General features: G+C 47.8%; 1 protein-coding gene. It reads left to right on the top strand.

Features of this window, described 5'->3' with window-relative positions; all coding sequences use genetic code 11:
- Positions 1-123: 123 nt before the first annotated feature.
- Positions 124-448 (top strand): SDR family NAD(P)-dependent oxidoreductase (locus tag HC176_RS16525; protein WP_167920095.1); only part of this gene is annotated, 325 nt, incomplete at its 3' end.

Here is a 448-nt window from a genome sequence, read left to right as displayed (position 1 = left end):
GTGATCAAGGGAGATTCTGAGGCTGTAATAGATTCGGCAGTAAAGGCTTTTCATACTACAATTATAGATGAGGACCTGGAGAAGCTTCCGGAAAGACTTTAAAAAATTACATTTTTGACACCTATGAATAAAACAGCTTTAGTGACCGGAGCCAGCAGCGGGATAGGAAAAGCCACGGCCATTGCCCTGGCCGGTGCAGGATACAACCTAATCATTTGCGGCCGACGAAAAGAAGCGCTGCAGGAATTAAAAACAAAACTTGAGGAAAAAACAGCAGTTCACACGCTTCAGTTCGATGTGCGGGACAAAGAGGCAGTGCAATCAGCAATTGAGAGCCTTCCGCAGGATTTCAGCCAGATCGATGTGCTGGTGAACAACGCCGGCAATGCTCACGGCCTGGATCCTATTCAAAAAGGCAGCCTCGAAGACTGGGACGCCATGATCGACA

This window comes from Tamlana crocina, from assembly GCF_012037625.1.
This window is presented reverse-complemented; position numbering and strand designations above follow the sequence as displayed.